General features: G+C 70.2%; 16 protein-coding genes. 4 read left to right on the top strand and 12 right to left on the bottom strand.

Annotation, left to right across the window (positions count from 1 at the left end):
- Positions 1–53 precede the first annotated feature (53 nt).
- The 7 genes from IT355_16315 to IT355_16285 all read right to left on the bottom strand — a co-directional run bounded on the left by IT355_16315 (position 54) and on the right by IT355_16285 (position 7,117).
- Positions 54–1,664: a nickel-dependent hydrogenase large subunit gene (locus IT355_16315; protein ID MCC7054837.1), complete on the bottom strand. Its 1,611-nt coding sequence runs from the start codon at positions 1,662–1,664 to the stop codon at positions 54–56.
- A gap of 51 nt (positions 1,665–1,715) precedes the next feature.
- The gene (locus IT355_16310) at positions 1,716–2,687 is read right to left on the bottom strand and encodes a hydrogenase (GenBank protein MCC7054836.1); all 972 of its coding nucleotides are present in this window, start codon (positions 2,685–2,687) and stop codon (positions 1,716–1,718) included.
- A 131-nt stretch (positions 2,688–2,818) separates the two neighbouring features.
- Complete coding sequence (locus tag IT355_16305; GenBank protein ID MCC7054835.1) at positions 2,819–3,472, bottom strand: response regulator transcription factor; 654 nt, start codon at positions 3,470–3,472, stop codon at positions 2,819–2,821.
- Positions 3,469–5,187: a GAF domain-containing sensor histidine kinase gene (locus IT355_16300; protein ID MCC7054834.1), complete on the bottom strand. Its 1,719-nt coding sequence runs from the start codon at positions 5,185–5,187 to the stop codon at positions 3,469–3,471. Before IT355_16300 ends, IT355_16305 begins: the two co-directional genes overlap by 4 nt.
- Positions 5,184–5,870 (bottom strand): hydrogenase nickel incorporation protein HypB, encoded by a 687-nt coding sequence (gene hypB / locus IT355_16295; GenBank protein ID MCC7054833.1) that lies wholly within the window; start codon positions 5,868–5,870, stop codon positions 5,184–5,186. The genes IT355_16300 and hypB overlap by 4 nt, the downstream gene beginning before the upstream one ends.
- On the bottom strand, positions 5,867–6,214 hold the full coding sequence (gene hypA, locus IT355_16290) for a hydrogenase maturation nickel metallochaperone HypA (GenBank protein ID MCC7054832.1): 348 nt from the start codon (positions 6,212–6,214) through the stop codon (positions 5,867–5,869). The genes hypB and hypA overlap by 4 nt, the downstream gene beginning before the upstream one ends.
- Before the next feature lie 6 nt (positions 6,215–6,220).
- The gene (locus IT355_16285; protein ID MCC7054831.1) at positions 6,221–7,117 is read right to left on the bottom strand and encodes a DUF1641 domain-containing protein; all 897 of its coding nucleotides are present in this window, start codon (positions 7,115–7,117) and stop codon (positions 6,221–6,223) included.
- 125 nt (positions 7,118–7,242) lie between these two features.
- Between IT355_16285 and hypF the strand changes: the two genes are divergently transcribed.
- The 3 genes from hypF to IT355_16270 all read left to right on the top strand — a co-directional run bounded on the left by hypF (position 7,243) and on the right by IT355_16270 (position 11,800).
- Positions 7,243–9,561, top strand: coding sequence for a carbamoyltransferase HypF (gene hypF / locus IT355_16280; GenBank protein ID MCC7054830.1), 2,319 nt, complete (start codon positions 7,243–7,245; stop codon positions 9,559–9,561).
- Complete coding sequence (locus IT355_16275; protein ID MCC7054829.1) at positions 9,558–10,229, top strand: hypothetical protein; 672 nt, start codon at positions 9,558–9,560, stop codon at positions 10,227–10,229. The genes hypF and IT355_16275 overlap by 4 nt, the downstream gene beginning before the upstream one ends.
- A 113-nt stretch (positions 10,230–10,342) precedes the next feature.
- The gene (locus IT355_16270) at positions 10,343–11,800 is read left to right on the top strand and encodes a carboxypeptidase regulatory-like domain-containing protein (GenBank protein MCC7054828.1); all 1,458 of its coding nucleotides are present in this window, start codon (positions 10,343–10,345) and stop codon (positions 11,798–11,800) included.
- Positions 11,801–11,859: 59 nt separating this feature from the next.
- On the opposite strand, the gene IT355_16265 is transcribed toward IT355_16270, so the two are convergent.
- The 5 genes from IT355_16265 to IT355_16245 all read right to left on the bottom strand — a co-directional run bounded on the left by IT355_16265 (position 11,860) and on the right by IT355_16245 (position 16,062).
- Positions 11,860–12,042: a hypothetical protein gene (locus tag IT355_16265; GenBank protein MCC7054827.1), complete on the bottom strand. Its 183-nt coding sequence runs from the start codon at positions 12,040–12,042 to the stop codon at positions 11,860–11,862.
- A gap of 273 nt (positions 12,043–12,315) precedes the next feature.
- Entirely contained in the window at positions 12,316–13,857 is a 1,542-nt protein-coding gene (locus IT355_16260) for a hypothetical protein (GenBank protein ID MCC7054826.1), read from the bottom strand.
- A complete protein-coding gene (locus IT355_16255; GenBank protein MCC7054825.1) occupies positions 13,854–14,231 on the bottom strand; it encodes a BlaI/MecI/CopY family transcriptional regulator in 378 nt (125 codons plus the stop codon). Before IT355_16255 ends, IT355_16260 begins: the two co-directional genes overlap by 4 nt.
- An 88-nt stretch (positions 14,232–14,319) precedes the next feature.
- On the bottom strand, positions 14,320–14,781 hold the full coding sequence (locus tag IT355_16250) for an isoprenylcysteine carboxylmethyltransferase family protein (GenBank protein ID MCC7054824.1): 462 nt from the start codon (positions 14,779–14,781) through the stop codon (positions 14,320–14,322).
- A gap of 276 nt (positions 14,782–15,057) precedes the next feature.
- Positions 15,058–16,062: a hypothetical protein gene (locus tag IT355_16245; protein MCC7054823.1), complete on the bottom strand. Its 1,005-nt coding sequence runs from the start codon at positions 16,060–16,062 to the stop codon at positions 15,058–15,060.
- Positions 16,063–16,392: 330 nt separating this feature from the next.
- On the opposite strand from IT355_16245, the gene IT355_16240 reads away from it, so the two are divergent.
- Entirely contained in the window at positions 16,393–16,797 is a 405-nt protein-coding gene (locus IT355_16240; protein ID MCC7054822.1) for a VOC family protein, read from the top strand.
- Positions 16,798–16,965: the final 168 nt, after the last annotated feature.

The raw sequence follows: 16,965 nt of genomic DNA, 5'->3' as shown, positions 1-16,965 counted from the left end.
CTCGGTGCCCGCCACATCCTGCTCACGCGCCACTGCCGCACGCGTGATTCCTGTCATCCCATCTCGCCGATGCGGAAGCTCGAGAGCTCCTTGCCGGTCTTCTCGTCGTAGGCGTGGACGGTGCACACCAGGCACGAGTCGAACGAGCGGGCGACGATCCCCATCTCGACCGGGTCGGTAGGATCGGTGATCTCGGTGCCGATGAAGGCCTGCTCCATCGGGCCGTTGGTGCCGGTGCCGTCGCGCGGGCCGATGTTCCAGGCCGTCGGCGTGATCACCTGGTAGTTCTCGATGCGGCCGTTGCTGATCACGATCCAGTCGGAGAGGGCGCCGCGGGCCGCCTCGGTCGAGCCGAAGCCGCGGCATTCGGTGTGCTCGGTCGGCTTGGTGTAGAACTTGTCGTGCAGGTCGAGCTGGTCCAGCCACTGGCGCACCCACATCGAGTACTTCGGTGCCTCGTGCATGCGGGCCATCACGCGCGTGAGCACGCTCGGGCCGACGGTCTGGATGGCGTCGAGCATGAACGGGTCGTGGTCACCCGGGCCGCCGGTGCCGGGCTGGCCGGCCATGACCTGGCGAGACAGCGGGCCGGCCTCGAGTGGCATGGCACCGGTGCCGGGCACGTTGTAGCGCGGCGACTTGGCCCACGAGTACTTGCCCTGCTTGTGGCCGTCCAGCGGGTCGATCGGGTCGGTCTCGCCCTGCCACGGGTGCAGCAGGCTCTGGCCGCGGTAGAACGAGTTCGTGATGTCCTCACGCACGTTCAGGTGGTCGAACTCGTGGAACGCGCGCTTGCCACCGTCGTAGATGCCCGAGCGGCTGATGAGGGCGGCGTTGCGACCCTCGACGGTCGGGTTCTCGTAGAGCTCCGGCTGGAAGAACGTGCCGGTGGAGATGAACGAGCCGCAGCCCTGGCCGAACTTGTCCAGCCCGGCGCGCAGCGCGAAGCGCAGGAAGAGGCCGCAGTCGGAGTTGCGCTGGCTGTCGTTCTCGTCGGCCCACACCAGCAGGTCGTTCCAGCTCTTGATCTGCATCCACCGCTCCACCGAGCAGCCCAGCCACTGCTTCTCCAGCCACTCCCGCTTCCAGTGGTCGAGGATGGCAATCGCACGCGTCACGTCGGAGAGCGTGGGGGCGCACATCACGCCGCCGGGGATCATGAAGCTCGAGTGCGGCCACTGCCCGCCGAACAGCGCGTAGATCTCGACCGGCTTGGCCGAGAGCGTGACGCCGGGCTCGTAGCTGGTGCCGACGAACGGGGCAAAGCGGCGCACCACCTCGTCGTACTCGGGGAGGTGCGCGTAGTTCTTGTTGGTGAGGTCGATCGCGAACAGCGCGTAGAACCAGCGCGGGATGCTGAGGAGCGTCTCGCAGGCCTGCGCGATGTTGCGGATCAGCGTCGCGTTGCGCGGCACGTGCGTGCGCCAGGCGGTGTCGAGGGCGTAGCAGGCCTTGTACAGGTGCGAGCCGCCGCAGATGCCGCAGATGCGCGGCGTCACGATCAGGCCGGCCTGCGGATCCTTGCCGCGGAGGATGATCTCGAACCCGCGGAACATCGATGCTTCCGTCCACGCATCCGTGACGACACCATCCCGCAGCGTGACGCGCAGGTCGAGGTCACCCTCGACGCGTCCGAGCGGGCTGATGCGCATCGTGTCCGGCATGGGCAGTGTTGACGTGGCCACTGTGTGTGTGCTCCGGTATGGATGGATGGATCAGACGACGAACATGTCTTCTTTCGACCACTTCGGCGCGGCCACGCGGGCGGCGGCGGCGTGGGCCATGTACGACACGTGGTCGGACCCGGTCGGCACTTCCTTCGGGATGGTCCCGCTGATCTTCTGCGTCTTGAACACCGTGCCGGGCTTGAGCTCGTGGAACGGGAACTCGGGCTCGGTGCAGCCGGTGCAGGGCATGCCGGCGCGCGTCTTGGAGCTCTGCCGGTTCCAGAGGATGCGGTTGCAGGGGGAACGCGTCATGGGACCGCGGCACCCCATCTCGTAGAACAGGCAGCCCTGGCGCGTGCCCTGGCCGAATTCCACGGTGCTCTGCTTGTACTCGAAGTACTGCACACGGGTGCAGCCGGTCTGCGTGAACGTCTTGAAGAAGGTCTGCGGGCGCTGCAGCTCGTCGAGTGCGATGTCGCCGGCGCGGCCGGCGGCGATCGCCACCAGGATCTGCGTGATCCAGTCCGGGTGCGCCGGGCAGCCCGGGATGTTGATCACCGGCAGCCCCCACTTCGACACGAAACCGGCGCCGAGGAAGCCACCCTGCTTCCGCTTCAGGTACTGCAGGCCGACGTTGTCCACCGGGTTCGGCTCGGTGGCCGGGATGCCGCCCCAGCAGGCGCAGTCACCGATCGCCACCACCGCCCCGGCCTGTGCGGCCAGCTCGGCCACCCAGTCCTTCATCGGGCGGTCGGCGAACATGTTGAACCGCCCCGTCCCGTTGGGGCCGAGGATCACCGTCCCCTCGAACACGAAGATGTCGAGCTGTCGCTTCCCCGAGGCCAGGTCGTGGAAGAGGCGCTGTGCGTTCTCGCCCATCTCCATGCCGATCGAGGGGTGCCACAGGATGTCGACACCGAAGTCCGTCACGAGGTCGACCGCAGTCGGTTCCTCGGCATTCAGAAACGACATCGTGTTACCGGAACACGCTCCGCCCTGCAGCCACAGCACGGTCGCCATTGCGCCCTCTCCCGAGCCCGCGAGTTGAACTGCCTGCCTTGTGCGGCAGGACAATCGGCCCGCGCGCAGATGCCAGCAATAGCATGTTCTGGCTAGGGGGCGCGAAACCGCGGCCAGGCCCGCCCGGCGACCTACTCCCGGTCGCTGCGCGACCGCCCGAGGATGATCAGCCCGCGCTGGACCGCCGTCCGCACCAGCTCGGCCTGGTTGTGCACCCCCAGCTTGCGCATCAGGTTCGCGCGGTGCCGCGTGGCCGTGTGCGGCGAGATCGCCAGCGTCTCCGCGGCCTGCGACGTGGTCTGTCCGTCCGCGATGAGCTGCAGCACCTCGCGCTCGCGCGACGTGAGGTCGCTGGACTGGATCGAGACGTTGCCGATCCGGACCTGGTTGATCCCGGCCGCCAGGTAGCGCTGGCCGGCCACCACGGCGTCCATCGCCTCGAACAGCTCGTCATCCATCGCATCCTTCAGCAGGTAGCCGTCGGCCCCGTCGCTGAGCGCCTGCGCGACGAACTGGTCGTCGTCGTACATCGACAGCACGAGCACCCGTGGCCGGCGCGGCACCTTCCGCAGCCGGCGCAGGGTACCGAGCCCGTCGAGCTTGGGCATCGACAGGTCCAGCAGCACCAGCGAGGGGCGGTGCCGGGCGATCAGCTCGAGCGCCGCCTCCCCGTTGCTCGCCTCACCCACCACGGTGTAGCGGCCGTCGCTGGCCAGCAGCGAGGCCAGGCCGCGGCGGACCAGTGCGTGGTCGTCGACCAGCAGGACGCTGTGGCGCGGCATCATGCGAGCGGTACCGTGACGCGGATCGTCGTGCCGTCCCCGGGCGCGGAGGTGACGCCGAACGTGCCGCCCAGCATCGCGACGCGCTCATGCATCCCCAGCAACCCGAGTCCCGCCGAGCGCGCCAGGGGGTCGAACCCGGCGCCGTCATCCGAGATGCAGAGCGTGACACGCTCGTCCTGCACCTCCACGTGGATCTCCACCAGCAGTGCCTCGGCGTGCGCCGCCACGTTCGTCAGCGCCTCCTGGGTCACGCGGAACAGCGCGGTCTCGAGTTCCTCCGGCAGCCGCCCGCCGAGCCGGTGCGTGAGCAGGCGCACCTCGAATCCGTAGTGCTCCCCGCTCTCGCTCGCGAGCTGCTGCAGTGCCATGTCCAGGCCGAGCCGGTCCAGCGTCGGCGGACGGAGGTGCCGCGCCAGGACCTTCAGCCGCGTCGCCGCCTCGTTCACCTGGCTGCGCAGGTGCGTGAGCTGCTCCCGCAGCGCCGGCACCTCGCCCGGCACCAGGCGGCTCATCGCCTGCAGCGAGAGCTTCACCCCCACCAGCGCCTGGCCGGCCTCGTCGTGCAGCTCCCGCGCGATGTGCTGCCGCTCCTGCTCCAGCCGCGTCACGTGGCGGGCCGAGAGCGCGCGCACCTCGTCAGTCTTGAGTGCGAGCGCCGCGTTCAGGCGCGCATTCTCGATCGAGACGGCGGTCATGTTCGCCACCGACTCCAGGAACGCGGCATCCTGCCAGCTGAAGGCCCCGTTGTCGGCGCGACGGTGCAGCTCGAAGAAGCCGAGCACCTCGTCGCTCGGATTCTTGATCGGGACCGCGATGGCGTAGGCCACGTCGGTCGCGTCGTCGTCACGCGCCGGGTCGGTGGGATAGTCGGCGGCGAGGTACGGGAACTCGGTCTCGAGGACCGTGCCGGGAATGCCCCGCGAGCGCGGCCAGCGCCGCGTCTGCGTGATCCAGCGGCCGTCACTCCAGTACGCGCGCGATTCCATCACCACGTCGCCGGTGACCTCGTCGGGCACGGCCAGGCCCCCCTGGCCGCCATCCGCCTTCAGCAGGCGCGCTGCATGCTCGGCCATGTCGCGCACCAGCACCACCGGGTCGCGCTCGTGGCCCACGGCGGCGCTGAACTGGAACAGCGCCTCGAGGCCGCGCGCCCAGCTGTCGAGCTGCCCGAGCATCTGCGCCCGGTCGAACGCCACCGCGGCCTGGTGCGCGATGGTCTCCAGCACGCGCAGGTCCGGCACACCCAGCCGTCCCGCACTGCGCCGGTTGCCGACCAGCAACAGCGCCACCGGGTGCCCCTGATGATGGAGAGCGGGCACCGCCAGCAGGGTCTCCCACGGCATCGGTGGCGCGGGGGGGATGAACGGCTCGTCCGACGGCATGAGGCACGGCGCGCGCCGCTGCACCAGCCAGTCGAAGAACGCCAGCCAGGCCGCATCGGGACGCCACCCTTCCACCACCTGATGCCGAACGACGCGGGAGCACCGGGTGATCGCGCTGTCCACCACCGCCACCACGATCACCTCCTCGGCGCGGAAGGTGCGCGCGAGGGCGAGCGCGAGGCTGCCGGCCAGCTCGGCAGCATCCGGCTCCTGCATCATCGCGTTGGCGCAGTCGTGCAACGCCTCGATCACGGCCGTCGGGGCCTGTGACAGGGCCGGATCCGTGGCCGACAGCGGAATGCGCATCCCCGGCTCGGCCCGGATCGCCGTCACGCGCCGTGATATGCAGCCGTGGCGCGGCGACGGCCGGAGGCCAGCGCGGTCAGCCAGGACTGCATGCCTGCCCCACTCTTCGAGGACACCTCGATGATCTGCATGCCCGGCCGCACCGACTGGATCGCGGCATGCGCCGCCTCGGGGTCGAAATCGCACGGCGCCGCGAGGTCCATCTTCGTGATCACCGCCATGTCGGCGGAGTTGAAGATCACGGGATACTTCAGCGGCTTGTCCTCCCCCTCGGTCACCGAGAGCAGCACCACGCGCGAGGCCTCACCCAGGTCGTAGCTGCTGGGGCAGACGAGATTCCCGACGTTCTCGATGAACAGGTAGTCCAGGGTGGCCAGGTCCCACCCGTCGAGGAACGACTCGAGCATCTCCGCCTCGAGGTGACAGCGGCCGTGCGTGTTGATCTGCCGCACCGTGGCACCGCTCCGGGCCAGGCGCACGGCGTCATTGTCGGTCTCCAGGTCACCCACCAGGCAGGCCACGCGCGCCCCGTCGGCGATCAGCTCCCGCATGGTGCGCTCCAGCAGCGCCGTCTTCCCGGTGCCCGGGCTCGACACGAGGTTCACCACGTACACGCCCGAGGCCTCGAACCGCAGCCGCAGCGCGCGCGCCAGCTCGTCGTTCTTCTTCAGGATCCCGGCGCGGACCTCGACGATGCGCGTGCTCGTCACGACTCGACCTCGATGGAGGAGACTGCCAGCTCCCGGCCGCGACGGATGTCACCGCTCGGGGTGTCACAGACCGGACACCGGAACCGCTGAATGCCCTGCAGCTCCTGTTCAGCATTGCACCGCGGACACCAGATTGCCACCGGCACGTCCTCGATGACGAGGCGGGCGCCCTCCGCCAGGCTGCCCTCGGCAGCGATGTCGAACGAAAAGAGCAGGGCGCCGGCCTCGACCCCGGCCATGCGCCCCACCTGCACGTGCACCGCCGTGACCCGCGGTGCCCCAGCCTCCGTTGCCGCGGCATGCGCCAGGTCGACGATGCCGCGGGCCAGCCCGAGTTCGTGCATCGACTCCTATTTTTCCAGGTTCTGGCCGAAGGCCTTCGCGAGGCGCAATGCGAAGTTGAACGCCCGGTTGATGTCGGGATCGCGGAGCTTCATGGCCAGGCCGATGGTGCCATGCTGCTTCGGCTGGGTCTCCTTGGCGGTGTTGTACGCCGAGGCGAACACATGGCCCACCTCGGCGAGCTGCCGGACCACCACCGGGTCGAGCAGGCCCGACGAGACCAGTTCATTGCCGGCGTTCACCAGCGTCGGCACGGAGTCGAGGATCTTCGAGTCCACCAGCTCGTTGCCTGCCTTCACCAGCGTCGGCAGGGAGTCGAGGATCTTCGACTCCACGAGCTCGTTGCCGGCCTGCACCAGTCTCGGCAGTGACTCCAGCGTGCGGCGCAGCTCGACCACGTTGAGCTCGGGGGCCGTCTTCCGAAGGTCGTTCACCCCCTCGGCGAGCCCTTCGGCGATGTCGTCACCGCGGCGGAGGAAGCCGTCCACGGACTCGAGCGCGAACGCGGCCATCTCCAGCTTCCCGATCAGCGCTCGGAGGTTCTCGATCGTCTTCTCCTCGCCGAGCTGCTCGATGAGTCCCGACGCGGCCAGTCGCTGGAACGCCGGCGTGGCGGAGATGTCGGCCACCTGGGCGCCGGCCTTCGCCAGCTGCGGCAGCTTCTCCATCAGTCCCGAGGTCCCGGACTCCGTCATCAGCGTCCGGAGGTCGCCCACCGAGGCGGAGACGTTGTCGGCGATCGTGTCGGCGCGGCCGAGGAAACCGTTCAGGGCCTCGACGGCGAACACGACGATGTCCAGTCGGTCCAGCAGCTTGTTGATCGACTCCATCGTCTGGGGATCGGACAGGCGTGCGAGCAGCTGCTCCTGCCGTTCCGTGTTCCCGTCTGCCAACGCGAACGCCATGGTTGTCTCTCCGTGCTTGCCGCGGGATGCCTGCGATGGTGAGCTACGGTACGTGCCTGCACGGCGGCGTGTTATAGCGTGAAGTTGCTATTCCTGCCGGTTTCCCCTCTCCCCAGACTCTGCCCATGTCTGCCCCTGCCCCGGAGGTCGCCCCGTTCGCACGGTGGGCCGTGCGCGTGCGCGGAGGGGTCCAGGGGGTGGGCTTCCGGCCATTCGTGCACGCGCTCGCCAGCCGGCTGGGCCTCGCCGGGCTCGTCGGCAACGATTCGGACGGCGTGTTCATCGAGGTCGAAGGGGGGGAGAGCCAGGTCGAGGCCTTCCTGCAGGCCCTCACGCTCGAGGCGCCACCGCTGGCCCGGGTGGAGTCGGTCGAGTCGGCGCAGATCGCGACCACCGGCGCCGCCGGCTTCGCGATCGTGCAGAGCCGACACGACGCCACGCGGGTCACGCCGGTCCAGCCCGACGTCGCCACCTGTCGCGATTGCCTCCGCGAGCTGCACGATCCCGCCGACCGGCGGCATCGCTACCCGTTCATCAACTGCACGAACTGCGGCCCCCGCTACACCATCGTGACCGCGCTGCCGTACGACCGGCCGGCCACCACCATGGCGCCATTCACGATGTGCGCCGCCTGTGCCGCGGAGTACGGTGATCCTGCCAACCGCCGGCACCATGCGCAGCCGAACGCCTGCCCCGCTTGCGGGCCGCAGCTCGCCTGGTGCGACGGGACCAGCGGCGTGACGTCCCGCCGCGGCGCGGAGGCGCTCGCGGTGGCGATCGACGCGCTGCGATGCGGACAGGTGGTGGGGGTGCAGGGCGTGGGCGGGTTTCACCTCGCCTGCCGTGCGGATGACGAGGGCGCGGTGTCGTTGCTTCGCGCGCGGAAGCATCGGCCGGACAAGCCGCTGGCCGTCCTGGTGCGCGACCTGGCGATGGCGCGTGACGTGGCGCTCATGACCGAGGCCGAGGAGGCGCTGCTCGGCGCGCCAGCGCACCCGATCGTGCTGCTGGCGCCCAGGGCCGACACGACACTCGCCGCGTCGGTCGCCCCAGGGCAGGACTCGGTCGGCCTGATGCTCGCCTACTCGCCGCTGCATCACCTGCTGAGCGAGGTCGGTCCGCTGGTGATGACCTCCGGCAACCTCGCCGACGAACCGATCGCGTACCAGCCGGCCGACGCCTTGGTGCGCCTGGCCGGCCTGGTGGACGGGCTGTTGTTCCACGACCGCCCGATCCACGCACCGGCCGACGATTCCGTGATCCGCATCGCCCTCGGTGCCGAGCTGCCGATCCGGCGATCGCGTGGCTATGCGCCGTATCCCGTCTCGCTTCCGCACGCCGTGGTGCCGGTGCTGGCGGTGGGTGGTGAGCTGAAGGCCACGGTGTGCCTGGCGCGTGACGCGTATGCGTTCCTGTCTCCGCACATCGGTGACGTGGAGAACCTCGAGACCGAGCGTGCGATGACGCGCACGGTGTCGCACCTGATGCCGCTTTTCGGCGTGCGGCCGCAGGTGGTGGCGGCGGACCTGAGCCCGGCGTACCGCAGCACCGTCTGGGCCTCGCGCTTCGCCGCCGAGCGCGGACTGCGGCTGCGACGGGTGCAGCACCACCATGCCCACGTGGCGGCGCTGATGGCGGAACATGGCTTGCGCGGTGACACGCGCCTGCTCGGTGTCGCGTTCGACGGCTCCGGCTACGGCACCGATGGCACGATCTGGGGCGGGGAGTTCCTGCTGGCGGACTACGACGGGTTCGAGCGGGTCGCGCATCTCGCGCCGATCCAGCTCGCCGGGGGTGACGCCGCGGTGCGCCAGCCGGCGCGGCTCGCGCTGGCGCACCTGCACGCGGCCGGCGTGCCGTGGCACGAGGCGCTGGCGCCGATGCAGGCGTTGCGCGGGGAGGCCGTGCGGGTGCTCCGTACGCAGCTGGCGACGGGCGTGCGCACGCACCTGACGTCGTCGGCGGGCCGCCTGCTGGATGCCTGCGCGGCGCTCGCCGGTGGCCGCCAATCGGTCACGTACGAGGGCCAGGCGGCGATCGAGTTCGAGGCGCTGGCGAAGCGGGCACCGATCGGCTTCAGCTGCCGTTATGTCATCGCCCTCGATGACGCCGGCGGCGGCGCGGTGCAGCTCACGCTTGGCGACTTCTGGCGCGAGCTCGCGCAGGACGTTGCGCAAGGCCGTGACCGTCGCAGCATCGCGCTGGATGTGCACAGCGCGCTGGCGGACGTTATCGTTGCCGTCGCGCGACGCGTGCGCGAGTCGCACGGGACAGGCGTCGTCGGGCTCACCGGCGGGGTGTTCCAGAACGTGCTCCTGCTCACCCTCGCCGCGCGCCGCCTGCGGCACTTCGGATTCACCGTGCTGACACACCGACTGGTTCCCCCGAACGATGGCGGCCTCGCGCTGGGCCAGGTGATGGTCGCGGCGGCGGGGGCGTCGTGACGTTCGGCTTCCTGGCATTCACCGGGATCGGGTTCCTGGTCGGCTTCCGCCACGCCTTCGAGCCCGATCATCTCGCGGCCGTGAGCATGTTCGCGACCCGTGAGCGCGGCTGGCGCTCCTCGGCTGCGCTGGGGCTGGCGTGGGGGGCGGGGCACACGGCCAGCGTGGCCGTCGTGACGGTCCTCATCGCGGTGCTGGGCATCCGTGTTCCACCGGCGTTCTACTCCACCTTCGAGCTGCTGGTGGCCGCGATGCTCATCGCGCTCGGCCTCTCGACGCTGTGGGCCGAGGCGCGCCGGCACCGCGCCAGGCTGGGTGACGCGCATGCGGCGGCGCACCATGCGCATGTGGCACACGTGCATCCCGAGCGCATCCGCAGCGCCCGGGGCGCGTTCGGCTTCGGCATCGCGCACGGTCTGGCGGGCAGCGGCGCGGTGATCGTGCTGCTGGTGGCGGCCACGGCCTCGGTGCGCGCGCAGTTCGGCTACCTCGCGGCGTTCGGCATCGGCACCATCGGTGGCATGAGCGTGGTGTCGCTGATCGTCAGCGGGCTCGCCGGCCTCGCGGTCGCGAGGAGCACGCACTGGGGCATGAGCATTCGCGTGGCGGCGGCCACTGCCAGCCTGGTGGTCGGGGTGATGCTCGGCTGGAGCGTGCTGGCGGCGTAGGGACAGCAGATGACGGCACCTGTGCCGGGTGCAGGTTCGGGCACGGCACTCGCGGGCAGCGCCCCCGGCGGCGAGGCTTGCGGTGGTATCGTGCCAGGGCCATGCTTTCCCACATGATCCGCCCACGTGATTGGAGTGGACGGGTGGCTGCCGTCACGGCGGTCGCCGTCGCGCTCGTGACGGCCGTGCCCGCGCAGGTGGTGCGGCTCGCCGGCGGCAGCGCGGGTGGCTCGGTGAGCGGAGTCGTGTTCGACAGCCTGGCGCAGGCACCGCTTGGCGGTGCCATGGTGCAGCTCGTCGACGCGGACAATGCCGACGCGTCGGTGCGCACGATGACCAGCGACTCTGCAGGACGATTCCTGTTCACGGCCGTGCCGCGCGGACGGTACCTGCTCGGCTTCCTGCATCCGATGCTGGACTCGCTGGGGCTCGAGCCGAATCCGCGCGAGGTCTCGTCGGACGGCATCGCGGCGCTCCGTGCGGATATCTCCATCCCGTCGCCGACGAAGCTGCGCACCGCACTCTGCGGCGCCGACGCGGTGTCCCGCGGCGATGCGCTGATCATCGGGTATGCGCGCATGGCACCGCGCGGCGCCGCGGTGGACTCGGCCGCCGTGCGGGCGCAGTGGATCGAGTTGACACTCGAGCGTGGCTCGATCCATCGAAGTGTCGCGCACCGCTCGGCGATGGCGCAGGAGACGGGGTGGTATGCCGTCTGCGGCGCGCCGAGTGCCGGCACGATCCTGCTCTGGGCGTCGCACGGCGCCGACAGCACCGAGGCGCTGGAGCTCGAGGTGCCGGCCAGCGGCTTCCTGCGACGCGACCTGTATTTCGGCACCGCGGTCGTCGCCGGCCAGGACAGTGCGGCGGCGCCGGTGGACTCGTCGTCACGCTCACGTGGCCTACGGCGCAGCGGTGATGGTCGCTTGAGCGGCATCGTGGTCTCGGCGCTGGGCGGCGAGCCGCTGGTCGGTGCGCGCGTGGGCATCGTGAACGGTCCGCAGACGCGCAGCGATGCGACCGGGCGCTGGGTGCTGACGGGCGCGCCGACCGGCACACGCATGCTGGAGGTGCGGGCGGTGGCGCGATTCCCGGTGCTGATGCCGGTGGACGTGGTCGATGGCGCCGCGCCGGTGCGTGTCGCGATGGTGACGCTGAAGGCGGTGCTGGACACCGTGCGCGTGACGGCGATGCGCGGTGGCAACCTGCGGCAGCAGGAGTTCGCGCAGCGTCGCCGCTCGTCGGGCACCGGCCGGGTCATCGGCAGCGAGGACGTGCAGCGGCGCAACCCGCTCGTCACCTCGGACCTGTTCCGGACCATCCCCGGTGTCTGGCTCGAGCGCGACACGAGCGGTGAGGAATTCATCGGGATGCGCGACGTGATCGCAGGTGAATGTCGGGCGTCGGTGTTCGTGAATGGCATGCTCATGCGCGGCCTGAGCGCGCTGGACATCGATGGCTACGTGCGACCGGCCGACCTGATCGGCATCGAGGTCTACCCGGCGATGACGGTGCCGCCGCAGTTCCGTGAGCAGAACGGATGCGGGAGCGTCGTGATCTGGTCACGCTGAACTGGGTCGTGGTGCCGGTTGGTCGCGGGGTCGGGCTTTGCCGGCATCGTCAACAAGGTTCACGCGGAAAGCGCGGAGAACGCGGAAAAGTGCAACAGCGGCACTATCTCCTGCGAAGCCCGCAGTGAAGAAATGCTTAAGGAACTGCGCTCCCACAACAGCGTGCGCAGCACGGCTTCGTTCCGGCCGAGCACCGGCGCCGGATACTCGCGCACCTCGATCGGTGCGTGTGGCGCTGGCATCACTGCGGCTCTCGTCATTCGCTTCTTCCGTTTGGGGTCGGGAAAAGCTACGGCATGACGCAAAGGCGCAAAGGGCGCGGAGGACGCAAAGAACGGCGGTCCTGCGCGAGGGGCACTGCCCGGCCCGCACGAGCGTCAACGCAATTGAGGGGAACTGCAACAGCCAAGGCAGTTCCCCTCAATTCACGGAGTCACGATTCGGGCCCGAACTCTTTGCGCCCTCCGCGCCCTTTGCGCCTTTGCGTCATGCCGTGCAGTCGTGCGACGCAGGCCTCAGGGCGTCGCCTTCTTGGTGACGATCTCGATCACACCGTTGGCCGCGCGCGGGTCGGAGTACTTGGCCGTCGCAGCCGCGCCCTTCATGACGTTCACGGAGATGATCTGGTCGGGCGAGATCGTGTTCATGGCGTTCGATTCACGCGCCACGCCGTCGACGACCAGCAGGCCGGTGAATGGCGTGCGGGGCTTGCTCTCATCGGCGCGCTTCGCGTCGAGTTGCGTGCGCGCGATGGTGGTGCTGCCCGCAGAGGCCGTGACCGTGTCGCCAGGCGTGTGGAACGTCACCTGCGTCGGGTCGGCGCGGCGCAGCATGATACGCGTCGGGTCGGTCGAGTCGGCCGGGGTCGGCGTGCGGGTCATGATGCGCACCTCGCCGCCACTCTGCGTGCCTTTCTGCAGCACATTCACCGTCGCGATCTGCTCCGCACTGAGCTTCTCGGCCTGGGCCTTCGTCGCTGGGACGTCGTCGATGAAGTACCGGACCGCCGCCGTGTCCACCATCGTCGCGAACGCGGCCGCCTCGGTGGCTGACCTGGCCGTCATCGCGTTCACTTCCTCCGACGTCGGCAGCTTGGCCTCGCACGCGGCCAGCAGCGCGAGCGACGCGAAGGCGCCGGCGGTGAGGGCGCGAACGAGCGGGTACTTCAGGCGCTTCGGGGTCATGGCAACCAGTCTCCGTTCCAGATGGGAAGGCGAGCAGGAAAAGGCGGGGAGCGCCGCGCCGAAACCGGCGCGATGATCCGTGAGGTCGATCAGCAGCGTGCCGTAATCCCGTGCACTGGCTCCGCGCTGCAGCACGCGCCGGTCACAGTCGAGCTCCACCGCCAGCCGCATCCGGCTGGCCATCCACCACACCGCCGGGTGCCAGGGCAGCAGCACCACCGCTGCCTGGGCCACCGCGAGGAGCAGCGGGTCGTGCAGCCGCACATGCTCGAGTTCATGTGCGAGCACCAGTTCCTGCTCCCGGCTTTCGCGAGCAAGCAGCCAGGACGGCACCACGATCTCGGTGCGCGTCACGCCGATCACGGCGGGGCCGGTGTCGTCGGCCACCCGCACCGTGGTGCCACGCACCAGGCGCTGCGGCCACTGCGCGCGACGGCGGTGGTAGCGCACATGCACGCCCACGAACAGCAGCAGCAGTGCGAGGCTGGCCACCAGCCAGGCCAGCAGCAGCGCGGTCTCGACCTGCGCCGGCATCACGTCGTGCCATGCGCTCCACGCCTGCTGCACGAGGGCCTCGCCACGCGAGCGCGCTGCGCTCCACGTGCGTTGCAACAGCTCCAGTGCGCCCGCTGGCGCCGCCGGCGCAGCGATCGCCGTGGCCGGCGCGGCCGAGAGTGTCAGCTCGATTGCGCGCCCGCCCTGCATCAGGCGCATCGGCGCCAGCGCACCCAGCACCACCGTCATCAACAACGCCGACAGCCACACCCATCGCGTCTGCCGACCGGCCACGGTGAGCGCCGACTCGGCCCCGTACGCCGCCAGCGCCAGCAACGCGCCGAGCAGCAGCAGTTGCGCCATCGACCAGGCGATCATGCCTCCTCCCCGAGCCGGTCGGCCAGCAGGCGGCGCATCCGCTCCAGCTCACTGCGGCTGAGCTTCTCGTCGCTCACGAAGTGCGCGAACAGCTTTTCGGCCGAGCCCTGGAAGATCGACTCGCGGACGCGGGCGAGGGCGCTGTCGCCGGCCGCCGCGGCGGCGACGAGCGCCTTGTAGCGGTAGGCGCGCCCCTCGGCCTCGTGCCCGACGTAGCCCTTCTCTTCGAGCGTCTGGAGGGCGGAGAGCACAGTGGTGTACGCCAACGGCTCCTCGAGGGCGTCCTTCACCTCGGCCACGGTGGCACCGCCGGTGCGCCAGAGGACGGACATGACGGCCAGTTCGCGGGGCGGGAAGTAGAGCGGGTCAGGCATGCGGGGCACCTTGGCTACGGGTTCTTCCGTACTATCGCGCCCGTCGCGTGGTTTGTCAACTGCTTTTCCCGTAGATGCCTGGGTCGCGCTAGATCCAGCGCCGCGTCCGGGACAGGTACGCCTCGTACGCCGCCCCGAACTTCGCTCGCAGCGCCCGCTCCTCGGGCAGCACCTGGAAGCGGTGAATCCACGCCACGAACACCGGCACCGCCACGAACGACTGCGGCTGCCACAGGTGACAGGCGTACGCCAGCAATGCCAGCGCATCACCCACGTAGATCGGGTTCCGCGTCACGCTGAAGATCCCCGTCGTGACGAGCGTGCTGGCCCGCTCGGGCCGGATTGGCGTCACGGTGGTCCGCGCCCGCACCATCGTCGCGACCGCCACCGCGAACACCAGCCCCGCCGCGACCGCGATCCCCGCCACCAGCGCCCCCAGCCACGGCGGCCGCGCGAACGGCGCGTTGTCGTGCGCGCCCATCCACATCACCAGTGCCGTGACGCCGGCCAGGATTGGCGGCGGGATGCGGAGCTCGAGTTGCGTCAGCATGGGGCTCAATATCACGTCCGTCACGCGCATCTTCGAGTCACGAACAGCAACCGCATGACGCAAAGGCGCAACGGGCGCGAAGGACGCAAAGAGATCCGTGCCCTCGGCCATCGTCGGCGTAGCACGTGGCATCGAGACGGCTGTGGGAACTGCAACTGCACTGCAGTTCCCCTCAAATGCGATGCTTCTCGTGCGAGCGAGGCATGCCTGATGCGTCGACCCCTTTGCGTTCTTTGCGCCTTTCGCGCCTTTGCGTCAATCAGTTGATCTTGATGTTCACCGACGCCCGTAGCGCGAGTCGGCGGCGCGGCGGCCGGACGATCCGCGATCGACGCGCCCGATGGTCTTCGCGACCGGTGTCGCCCCCGCTGACACGATGCCGCTCCCGGCGGCCTTCGGTGGTGCCCCCACCTGGCGCGCCACCCCGCGCCGGTCGGGCACCTCGGCATGCCGCCCCAGGCGACGGGGGGTGGTGATCACGTACGGCAGGCGCATCGTGGAGGGCGGCCCACCCTTGGCCACGGTGATCGCGAGCTGGGTCGACGGCGGGGGCGGGGCATCCGGCGCGTCGAGCACCGCGGGAATCCCCTTGCCCAGCAACCGCATCGGACGGGTGGTGGCCGGCTGCTCGCGCCAGGCCCGACCCGCCGGCACCGGCTCCGGCGACTCGAGCCGGAGCCCCAGCCGCACCGAGGCCCCCACCGTGGGGATCGCCGACTCCGCATCACAGGCCAGCAGGAACACCACCTGCCGGTCATGCGCCAGGCGCGTCAGCCGCAGCACCACGTTCCGCTGCAACGCCGGCACCCCGTCCAGCACCACCAGCGCATACGCCCCCGATCGCAACAACACGTCGGCACACCACGCCGCCCGCGATGGGTCCGGAGGCCGGATCACCGCCAGCCGGCTCGTCTCCAGCTCGGGAGCCACCGGCCCGGCTTTCGGCCGTGGCGTGGTGCCGATCGCCCCCGGACCGCTGGCGGACGGACTGGCCAGGCGAGCCCAGTCCGCCGGTGCCAGCGTCCGCTGCGCATCCACGATCGCCACCCAGCGCCCACTCGCCAGCGTGTGCGCCACCAGACTCCGCAGCAACGTCGTCCGGCCCTGCCCCCGCGGGGCCTGCAACTCCGACAACCGCCCCCTCGGCAATCCGCCACCCAGCAGCGAGTCGAGCTCGGCCATCCCGGTGGGGAGTGATGGATCATCCCGCGGGCGCTCCCGCTCGACCACCGTGTCGAGGGCATGGCGCAGGGCATCCAGGGCAGCAGCAGGGGCAGGCATCGTCGGCTCGTCGTGGGACTGTTGACGATACCGAATAAACGCCGAAGGTCAAGCAAGACGACAGTGACCGCGCCCCTGTCGCGACGCTGTCGTCGCGCACCCGCTGCCTCCGTGTCGCAGGTGGCCAGCCCCCGTGTCGCTCGGGCATGGTCACAGGGTTCACGCCGAAAACGCGGAACGGAACTGCGAGTGACTGCAACAGTTTCCGGGAGCAGCTCTCGCGACAACCGAACTCTGCAACCCGACGGTCGAGTGTGCTTGCATCGAGCACAGCATGGCGTCAGCATGAAGCCACACCAATCTCGTCAGTCAGCCAATCACCCATCCCGCATGAGCACGCCACCACCGCCTCAGGCCGGCAGCATCAGCTGGGCCGACATCACCGTGCCCGATGCCAGCGGCCTGCGCGACTTCTACGCGGCCGTGGCCGGGTGGTCGGTCACGCCGCTCTCGATGGGTGACTACGACGACTACGTCATGACCCTGCCCGGCACCGACTCACCCGTCGCCGGCATCTGCCACCGGCGGGGCAGCAACGCCGTGCTGCCCCCGGTCTGGATGGTCTACATCACCGTCGCCGACCTCGACGCCAGCCTCGCCGCCTGCGTGGCGGGAGGCGGCAAGGTCTGGCTCACACCACAGCGCATGGGCGAGACGGCGCGCTACGCCGTAATCGCCGACCCGGCCGGCGCCGTCGTCGCGCTCTACGACACGGGGATCCGGCCCGCGCCGTGATGACCGGGCCGGGCGGTGCACCTCGCCCGGCCGGGAACGGCGTGCCGCACGCGCCGCCGCGGCGACGGACGCGACCATCGCGCCGCGCGCCCTGACGGCGGCGGACCGGCCAGCGCTGCGCCGCTCGCGCCCGTAAGATGCGCGCATCGCTGGACCCCCTTCCGCACA

The organism is Gemmatimonadaceae bacterium, assembly GCA_020851035.1.
GTDB lineage: Bacteria > Gemmatimonadota > Gemmatimonadetes > Gemmatimonadales > Gemmatimonadaceae > JACMLX01.
This window is presented reverse-complemented; position numbering and strand designations above follow the sequence as displayed.